The 9,550-nt window shown below is 66.7% G+C and carries 4 protein-coding genes; 1 reads left to right on the top strand and 3 read right to left on the bottom strand.

Annotated elements, in window-relative coordinates:
* The first annotated feature begins 108 nt into the window (after positions 1 to 108).
* Positions 109 to 1,152: a TraB/GumN family protein gene (locus tag EDC25_RS12105; protein WP_123522958.1), complete on the top strand. Its 1,044-nt coding sequence runs from the start codon at positions 109 to 111 to the stop codon at positions 1,150 to 1,152.
* Between the two features lie 37 nt (positions 1,153 to 1,189).
* Here the strand turns inward: EDC25_RS12105 and EDC25_RS12100 are convergent, their stop codons facing one another.
* From EDC25_RS12100 to EDC25_RS12090, 3 genes are all read right to left on the bottom strand, one after another.
* Positions 1,190 to 3,010 carry a DUF885 domain-containing protein gene (locus EDC25_RS12100; RefSeq protein WP_123522959.1) on the bottom strand — a complete coding sequence of 607 codons (1,821 nt, stop codon included), beginning with the start codon at positions 3,008 to 3,010 and terminating at the stop codon, positions 1,190 to 1,192.
* A gap of 439 nt (positions 3,011 to 3,449) precedes the next feature.
* Complete coding sequence (locus tag EDC25_RS12095) at positions 3,450 to 3,641, bottom strand: hypothetical protein (RefSeq protein ID WP_123522960.1); 192 nt, start codon at positions 3,639 to 3,641, stop codon at positions 3,450 to 3,452.
* A 143-nt stretch (positions 3,642 to 3,784) separates the two neighbouring features.
* The gene (locus EDC25_RS12090) at positions 3,785 to 8,998 is read right to left on the bottom strand and encodes a choice-of-anchor Q domain-containing protein (protein WP_164484174.1); all 5,214 of its coding nucleotides are present in this window, start codon (positions 8,996 to 8,998) and stop codon (positions 3,785 to 3,787) included.
* Positions 8,999 to 9,550: the final 552 nt, after the last annotated feature.

The raw sequence follows: 9,550 nt of genomic DNA, 5'->3' as shown, positions 1-9,550 counted from the left end.
CCATGCGCAACTGTCCGACATCAAGCTCCGGCCCGACCTGGTGCGCTCGTTCTTCGGGCATCCAAGTGTCGCCTATATTTCTGACTGATCAGTAAATGGGAAGTGACGATGCGGAAAAGAGCCTGGACCCTGCGTGCGGCAGGCCTGCTCGCCGGCTTCGCGCTGATGGGCGCGCCTGCGGCGATGGCGGAAATCACCGGATCGCCGCCGCGGCCAGCGACGACGGCGGATGTCGACATGACGGTCCTCGACACGGTCGAGGTCCTGGCCGAAGGCGTGCAGTTCGGGCCGGGCATGTGGCGCGTGCATCGCGACGGTCGTTCGCTGTGGATCCTCGGCACCCAGTCGCCCTTGCCGCGCCGGATGCAATGGCATGCCGAGCCGGTCCTGGCGATACTGGAACAGTGCCAGGCCCTGCTGCGGCCGCCTTTGGTCGATACGGACATCGGCATGGTACGCGGCATGATGCTCTTGCCGGCGGCGCTGCGCGTGCGGCGCAATCCGGACAATGCACGCCTGCAGGACGTCCTGCCGCCGGACCTGCATGCACGCTGGCTGCCGCTGAAAGCGCGCTACATGCCGCGCAACCGCAAGGTGGAACGCTTCCGGCCACTGTTCGCGGCGCAGGAGCTGTATGCCAGGGCACTGGATGCCATCGGCCTGGACCGGAAGCCGGTCGCCAGCGAAACCCTACTCAGGGCGGCCCGGCGACTGGCGCTGGAAGAAATCCGGCCGCGCATCACGCTGGAACTTGACGCACCCCGACAGATCCTTCGCGAGTTCTCCGGCGAGACACTTGATGACCTCGCCTGTTTCGAGCTGACGCTGTCACGGCTGGAGACGGACCTGGGCGCCATGCGCCAGCGTGCCAATGCCTGGGCCATCGGTGATATCGAGGCGCTGCAGTCGCTGCCGGCACCGAACCACCTGGGCGCCTGTGCCGAAGCGCTGGGCAATGCGCAGGCGCTGGCCGAGACCGGCATGGCGGACATCGAGAAGAAGATGCGTGCCGCGTGGCTGGCGGCGGCTGAAGCGGCACTCGCCACCCATGCCGATACCTTCGCCTACTTGTCGATGACGACGCTGCTGGGCGAAAACGGAATGCTGCAGGCCCTGCGCGAGGCCGGCTACGACATCGTGGAACCGGAATGAAGCCGCCGCGGCATTCCTGCGCGGCGGCCGTCAGTCGTCAGGACTGCTGGCTGGCGATCCAGCGGTCGATCTTCGCCTCCAGCACGTCCAGCGGCAGCGCACCGTCTTCCAGCACCTGCGTGTGGAAGGCGCGGACGTCGAAGCGTTCCCCCAGCGCCTTTTCGGCGCGGGTGCGCAGCTCGCGGATCTTCAGCTCACCGATCTTGTAGGCCAGCGCCTGGCCGGGGATGGCCATGAAACGCTCGGCCTCGGCGACCATGCGCTCTTCCGGCTCCGGTGAATTGGCGCGCATGAACGCCAGCGTCTGCTCGCGCGTCCAGCCCAGGGCATGCAGGCCGGTGTCGCTGACCAGGCGGATCGCACGCCACAGCTCGGCGGCGAGGCGGCCGTAATACTGGTAGGGATCCTCGTAGGCGCCGAGCTCCTCGCCGAGCGATTCGGCGTAAAGGCCCCAGCCTTCGGTGTAGGCGGTGTAGCCGCCGAAGCGACGGAAACGCGGCAGCTCGGCCAGCTCCTGCTGCGTCGCCAGCTGGTAGTGGTGGCCGGGCTCGGCTTCGTGCAGGTACAGGGCCGTCATCGCCCACTTCGGCCGCGCCTCGAGGTGCGCGGTATTGACGAAGAACACGCCCGGACGCGAGCCGTCGTCGCTCGGGCGCTGGTACGAGGCCGCCGACGCCGACGCGGCACGGAACGCTTCGACCGCGCGGATCTCGAACGGCGCCTTCGGCTTGGTTTCGAACAGGCGGTCCAGCGTCGGCCCGATCGTGCCGCGCATGGCTTCGTAGCCGTCGAGCAGCTCGCGCTCGGTGGCGAAGAAGAACTGCGGGTCGCTGCCGGTGAACTTGAAGAATTCCTCGCGGCTGCCCTGGAAGCCGACGCGTTCGCGCACGGCATCCATCTGAGCCAGTATCCGCTTCACCTCGTCCTGGCCGATCTGGTGGATCTGCTCCGGCGTCAGGTCGGTAGTGGTGATGCTGCGCACCTGGTAGGCGTACCAGTCGCGGCCATTGGGCAGGGCCGCCATGCCAACGGTCTCGCGGGTGGCCGGCATGTATTCGGTTTCGATGAACTGCGCCAGCTTGCGGTAGCCGGGCACCAGGGTATCGCTGACCAGCGCCCGGTATTGCGCTTGCAGGCGCTCGCGGTCGGCGCCCTGGATATCGTCGGGCATCGCCTGCACCGGCTTCCAGAAGATGCTGTCCTCGACGTTGTCGACGACATGCGCGGTGATCTGCGGCAGCGCCTTTTCCATCAGCACGCGCGGCTGCACGATGCCGCTGGCCATGCCTTCGCGCATGTTGGCGATGGCCTGGTCCACCAGTTCGGGGAAGTGGCCGGCGCGCTTGAGCCAGTTGTCGTAGTCCTCGACGTTGCGGAACGGCTGCGCATTCATGCCCGAACCCAGCGTCGCGAACATCGAGGTGATGTTGTAGAACTGGTTGACCGGTTGCAGGTGGCCGGGGAAGCGGAATCCCTCCAGTTCGCGCTGGCGATCGCGCACGAACATGTCGTAGCTGAGCCGGTCCTGCCCTTCCAGAGACGATGGATCGATGGCTTGCACACGTTCCAGCCAGCGTTGCGCGCTGGCCTGCTGGCGGGCGCGGTGTTCCGGCGACAGCATGTTCTCGAAGCGGTCGTTGTAGCGGCGCTCACCGAGGAAGGTGGAACGCATCGGGTTCAGCTCCAGCGATTCCTCGAAGTGCTGCTCATACAGCTGCGCCAGCTCGGCGGCCAGCGCCGCAGCGGTGGCCGCCGGCGCTGGCGCCGCCGTTTCGCCGGCTGCGGGCGCGGCACGCTCGCCGTCGCCGCATCCGGCAAGCAGCGTGCAGGCAATCAGGATCGACAGGAATCCGCGCATCTTGGCCACTCCATTGGAGAAGCCGGCAGCCTAGGCCAGGCCCGGTGCTGCGGCCAGTGCGCAACCGGCCACTACACCGCCACAGGCGGCAGGACGAAGCCCGGAATAAAAGAAGCCGCGGCGTGCTTGGAAACACCGCGGCTCGAATCGGGGCTTGCTTTGACTACTAGGAATGCAGGTTCGACCGCCCGCGGCGCCGGGCGCCGGCGGGGGGAAAGCGTTAATTCTAGCTGAATGGGGCGCACGAGTCACCTGTTCAGTTTCTTGCCACAAATCGGGCCGGAAAAGCCTCCGATCGCCGCCGGCTGCGCACTCCGGCACGTATTCGACAACGTTCTCAGCCGCGGTCGTGGGCCAGACTCCCGGCCACGGTCAAAGCGGCCGCGATGCAGCGCACGCGGCCGGCGTGAATCAGCCGGCAATCAGTGTGTGGCGACGATCACGGACCGCGCGATCGCGACAGCATCGACAGCAGGCCGGCGGCCAACACCAGGATCACGCCGGCGATGACGATGCGCGCGGCGTAGGCGCCCAGCCGCTCCAGCGGCAGCAGGTCGAAAACCACCAGCAGAGCCAGGCCGGCAAGCAGCACGGTGGTCAGGACAGCGATGAAACGAAACGTGGCGGACATGAGCGGCTCTCGGGCAGGCAACAACAGAATGTGGGGGAGAAGGCATGCGTCGGGTGAGGCTAACGGTCAGCGCCCCTGCCGGCAATGGCCATGCCGCATGCACGTCGGCATGCGGCCCGGCCTCGTCCGGAGGGCACGCGGTGTCACGATTGGAATCCATGGGCGAAGATGCGGTCGCCAGGCACGGCCTCCCGCTCCACGGCGCCCATGTCGCAGGCATCGCCCTGGGGTCGAATCACGCCGCGCTGGTCGGTGAAACCGGTCGCCGGACTACAGGGCACGGCGTCGATCAGCGGGCTGTCCGCACGCGGCAGATGCGTGCGGGTCGGACCGCCGTAGCCGCCCAGGCTCTGCAGGTCCGGTTCGCCGACCAGGTTGCCATTCGCCCCGGGCAGCACGTCACAACCGCCGTCACCGACCAGGCTGAATTCCACCAGCAGGTCGCCCGACACCCACTCGCAGTCGCCGCCCGTGTTGAGGGCCAACACGCTGGCGGTCAGCATCGCCTGCTCGCCGGCATGATGGAGCCCGGCACCTGCAGGTGCCTCGTTGCCGGTCACGGTGACGTAGTCCAGGCTCAGCAGACTGCCGGCGCCGGTGAACACGCCGCCGCCCTGCACGCCGGCGGCGTTGGCAGAGACCGTGACCTGTTCCAGCGCCAGCGCCGCGGGCTGACCGTCGCCGGCACCCGCGAACGCGGCGCCACCGTATTCGGCCGCGTAATTGCCGGCCACCTCGGACTCGATCAGCGTGAGGTCACCCGCTGCCACAAAGACGGCGCCGCCGCGATAGGCCTGATGCCCAAGCAGCCGCGCACGCGACAGCGCGCTGCTTCCCGCGTGCTGATGGATGCCGGCCCCGAAGTCGCGCCCGCCACTGCGTTCATCGGCCAGACCACCGCTGATCACCAGACCATCCAGCGCCACCACGCCGCCGGGCGCATCGATGGTGACGACATGGAAACTGTTGTCGCCACGAATGTCGGTGAAATGCCCCGTGATGCCTGACTCGCCGAGGTCGTTGCTGTCCAGGTCGCCGGAAAGAACGGTCGGGAAGCGGCCCGGGTCACGCTCGGCAGCCGTGCCGCCGGCGGGCGGATAGCCGCCGAGCAGCTGGGTACTGCGGTCGACAAGGAACGTCGCGGCCCGCTCGCCCGGTGTGACAGCGTCCGCGTCCACCGGGTCCACTGGACGGAAGTGGCCGGCGGCAATGTGGATGCGGTGGCAGCCAGGATCCGCCAGGGCGGGCTGCAGCGACACATAGGCGTCATGCCAGGACGTGCCGTCCGCGGCGCCGGTGGCGGTGGCGCGCACGAAGCAGCCATCGGTCCGCGCGGCATGGAAGGTCGCCGTGAGATGGCAGGCCGCGGTCAGCGCGCCGGTGCCCCAGCTGCCACTGCCGCTGGCCTGAACGCTGCAGGTGTCACCGCTCAGCGTTGCCAGATAGTGCCCGGCGGCCGGCGTCACCGCGAGCGTGGCGGTTCCGCCATGCGGCACCGCCTGCGATGTGGGCGTCACCGCGCCCTCGCCAATGATGTCCACCGTGACCGGATAGGTGCTGAGGGCGAAGGTGACGGTGATTGCACAGTCTCCGGTCAGTACCGAGGTCCTCCATAGCCCGTCGCCCTGGTCGGACAGGCTGCAGGTATCGCCCTTCACCGCGGCTGCCTGATAGCCGCTGTCCGGCAGCACGGTGATCAGCGCCGTGCTGCCAAAGTCCACCACTTGCGTGCCTGGCGAAACGCTGCCGGGGCCGGTTGAGACGGCGGTCACGGTGATCGGGTCGGCGGCGAAGGTCGCGGTGATGGTGCAGGCGGCGGTGATAGTCGCAGCCTTCCAGCTGCCGCCGCCCTGATCGACCGGTGTGCAGGTGTCGCCGATGACCGAGACCAGGTGATGGCCCTGTGCTGCCGCAACCGTCAGGGTTGCCTCACCGCCATGAAGCACCGTCTGCGAGCCGGGATCGACCACACCCTGACCGATGGCCAGACCGGTGACCGTGTAACGCGCGACGTCGAATACGGCCACGAGGCCACAGTCGTCGATCACGTTCGACACGGCCCAGGTGGAGGTGCCGGTTGATACCGGGGTGCAGGTGTCGCCAGAGAAGGCGACGAGCTGGTGTCCGGGAGTGGTCATCGTGGACAGCGACGCCGACCCGCCGTGAGGAACCGTTTGCACGGTCGGCGAAACCGTTCCCGGACCCGTAACCGTCGCACTCAGTGTGTACCGGTTGATATCGAAGCTGATGGAGATCGCGCAGTCGGCGGCGATGCCGCCAGTGACCCATGTGCCGTCTCCGTTGTCGACCAACGCGCAGGTGTCGCCGACAGCCGATAACACCCGATGGTTGGGGTCCGGCAGCAGGGTGAAGACGGCAGGGTCACCATGGGCAATGGTCTGGACCAGCGGCGACACGGAACCATTGCCGGTGAACTGGGCAGTGACGGTGTACTGCCGCCGCAGGAACGTCACGGCGATGGCGCAGTCTTCGGTGATGTCCGAGGTCTGCCATTGATTGTTGCCGATCGCACTCACGGTGCAGGTGTCACCGGTCGCCGATGCGACGTAGTGGCCCGTCGCCGGCGGCAGCGAGAACACGGCCTGGTTGCCGTGATCGACCTGTTGCGACACCGGCAATGCGGTGCCGTTGCCCTCCGTGCTGACGCTCACGGTGTACTGAAACGGACTGAATTGGACGCTGATCACGCAGTCATCGGTGACGGCGGACACGCTCCAGCTGCCGTCGCCATTGGCCACCGGCGAACAGGTATCACCGGTGACCGATACGTTGTGCCAGGCATCCGGAATCGCGGTGAACGTCACCGGCGCGCCGTCGTTGACGGTCTGCTGCGCGGGTCCCGCAGTGCCTCCGCCTTGGGAGCGGACGGTCACCTTGTGCAGCAGTGGGTGGTGGTACATCCGCACGGACTGATGCATTGAACCGGCGACGCTGCCGCGCGCGCGCAGCCATAGGCTCTGCTCCTTGGGCAACCGTGCCGGCAACGGTGCCGACCAGCCGCCGTCGATGCGAACGGCGTCCGCCAGGAAGCTGTACTGGGCACCATTGTCGGAGCGCTCAAACCACACCTTTTCCAGCTCAGGGCCGGCGCCGGCCCGCATCCAGCGCAGCTGCCAGCGGTCGAACGTCTCATCAATACGCTGAACGGCTGCATCCGGGATGCTCAGGCGAGCGATCCGCGAACGCGGCACGCCCTGCACCGTGGTGAATTCACCACCCAGCACCACCTTTCCATCGGTCTGCAGGGCGATGTCCCGCACCATTCCGTTTGTATCGGCCGCAAACGAACTGTCCAGGCTGCCATCCGGGTGGAGTCGGACGAGATTGGTTCGGGCCTGCCCACCCACTCCAGCGAAAGAGCCGCCGACCAGCACCTTCCCGTCCATTTGAAGGGCGATGGCCTCGACCTGTCCGCTGCTCAATGGACTGGTGAACGAGGTGTCCAGACTGCCGTTCGCGTTCAAACGCAACAATGCCTGTCGGGACTGGCCAAAGGCGCTGGAGAACAGGCCGCCGACCAGAACTTTGCCATCCGGTTGCCTGGCGAAAGCATAGGCTCCGCTGTTCAGTTTCGGATCGTATTCGAAGTCAAAACTACCATCAGGCTTGATTCGCGCAAGACCATTAATAAACGTGTAATGGATTTTGTAAAAGCTGCCACCGATCAGAATCGCGCCATCCTCTAGCACAGCCACGGCGTGGATGCTGCCCTCGATGTTCCAGTTCCAGAAACCCGGTTCCAGACTCCCATCCGGATTCAGTCGCGCTATACCGCGCTGATGTTGGCCGTTGATGGTGGTGAACAGGCCGACCACGATTACTTTGCCGTTTGGCTGCAAGGCCACGTCAAACACCTCGCCGCCGTAGGCGTCGGCGACAAAACTCGGATCCACACTGCCATCCGCATTCAATCGCGCGAGGTTGAGGCGCGGGATACCGCCCACTGACATGAAGGAGCCGCCGATCAGAACCTTACCGTTGGGCTGCACCGCCAGCGCATTGACCCTGCCGCTGACCGAAGTACTGAACGTTGTGTCGAGCCCGCCCTCCGGATTCAGTCGCGCAATGCCCGTTTGCGCTTGGCCGGCCACCACAGAGAACTCGCCACCCATCAGCACTCGGCCACCGGGCAGGACGGCGAGGCTGCTGACCCGTCTGTCCGTGCCGACCTGGAATGTCTGCTCAACGCCGCCTGAAGCCGCCAGGCGCAACAGGTGCGGTCTGGACTGCCCGCCTGACTGCGTGAACAGGCCGCCCACGACGACCTTGCCATCGGCTTGAACTGTCGTTGCCCGCACCGCAGCGTTGAACGACGGACTGAAACTGGCGTCGAGGCTGCCATCGTGGTTCAGACGCGCCATGCGATTGCGCACCTGCCCCGCCACCTGGGTGAAATCGCCGCCCACGACCAGCTTGCCATCGGCCAGCTCACTCACCGTTCGGACTGCCTGATCAGCACCCGTCGAGAAAGCGGCATCGACACTGCCATCGCTGTGCAGCCGTGCCAGCCGGGCACGGGGCACACCGCCCAGCTCGGTGAATTCGCCCGCAAGGACAAGCCCGCCATCGATTTGCAGTGCCATGGCCAACACAGGCTGGTCGGCATCGGCGGCAAAGGTGGCGTCGGCACTGCCATTGGGATGCAGGCGCGCCACGCGGCTTCGCGGTTCACCGCCGATCTGGGTGAACTCGCCGCCGACAACGATGCGACCATCGGCAAGTACCAGCATCGCCAGCACGCGTCCGTTGGCATCGGGCATGAACGCGGGATCCAGCGTGCCGTCCGGATGGAGACGCGCCAGGTTCGCTCGCGCCACGCCGTTCACCTGCGAGAAATCGCCACCGACCAGCACACCGCCATCAGTCTGGATCACCACCACATGGACGGGTCCGTTGACGACCGGCATGAAGGTGGCATCCAGGCTGCCATCGGCATCGAGCCGGACCAGTCCCGCCTGCGCCACACCCGCAACCTGGGTAAAGGCGCCCGCCGCCAGCACCTTGCCATCCGGCTGCAGGGCGACGCTGTACACCTCCCCGACAATGCCAGGGGCGAATGTGGCGTCGCGGCTGCCATCCGGAATCAGGCGCCCCAGGCTGCCCAGGACCTGCCCGTTCCATGTCGTGAACTGGCCGCCGACCAGCAACTGGCCATCCGGCTGCGCGAGAACCACGTTCACCGGCCCATTGCTGTCGACGCGGAATTCGTCGACCACCGACTGCGCGTTCGCGCTGCGCCCACCGGACAAAGCCAGGCACAGCCCCAGCACGATCAGGAACCATGGCCAGAGGAATGACAGGCCGTGGCCGGCCCGGACTTCGGACATCACTTTCATGGCAGGAAACCTCCTTGTAACCCGGTCACATTGATGATCGACGTTGCCGCTCGGCGCAGCAGGAGCACACAGCATCCGGGGGCCGGAAGCGGCGTCTGTCCAGGGGTTTGGCACGGCGCGGATCCGTGCAGCGGGGCGACAACGGCCTGAGCGGCCGTCCGCGGTGGCGGAACTGATGACTTGCGCATTCCCATTCGCGGGAAGTGGCCTGTGCCTTTCAGGCACAAGGCCGTGAACGCCAGCATCCATGCAATGGCTGCCAGGAGCCCGGGGCACTGCCGCTGAAGGCTGGCCCGGTATCAACGTTGCACGTCGGTCTTGCGAGTGGACGACCTGGATGCGAACCGCCGCCAGACACTCCCATGTCTGGCGTCATGCGGGTCCGTTGCGCGCGAGGCGCAGACCGTTCCACCTGACCGCCTCTCCCCCAACTCCCCTCGGCAGGCTGGCGACTATGCCGTGGCGACTATACGTCAGACGCCCGCAGGTTTACAGGAACCGGGGGCCGGGAATCGGCCGGCCTGGCCCCAGCCCGCTGGCGGGCGGCCGCTC

Source organism: Pseudofulvimonas gallinarii, assembly GCF_004343305.1.
Classification (GTDB): Bacteria; Pseudomonadota; Gammaproteobacteria; order Xanthomonadales; family UBA2363; genus Pseudofulvimonas; species Pseudofulvimonas gallinarii.
Note: the sequence above shows the minus strand (reverse complement) of the source record. Positions and strands in the feature narration are given on the sequence as shown.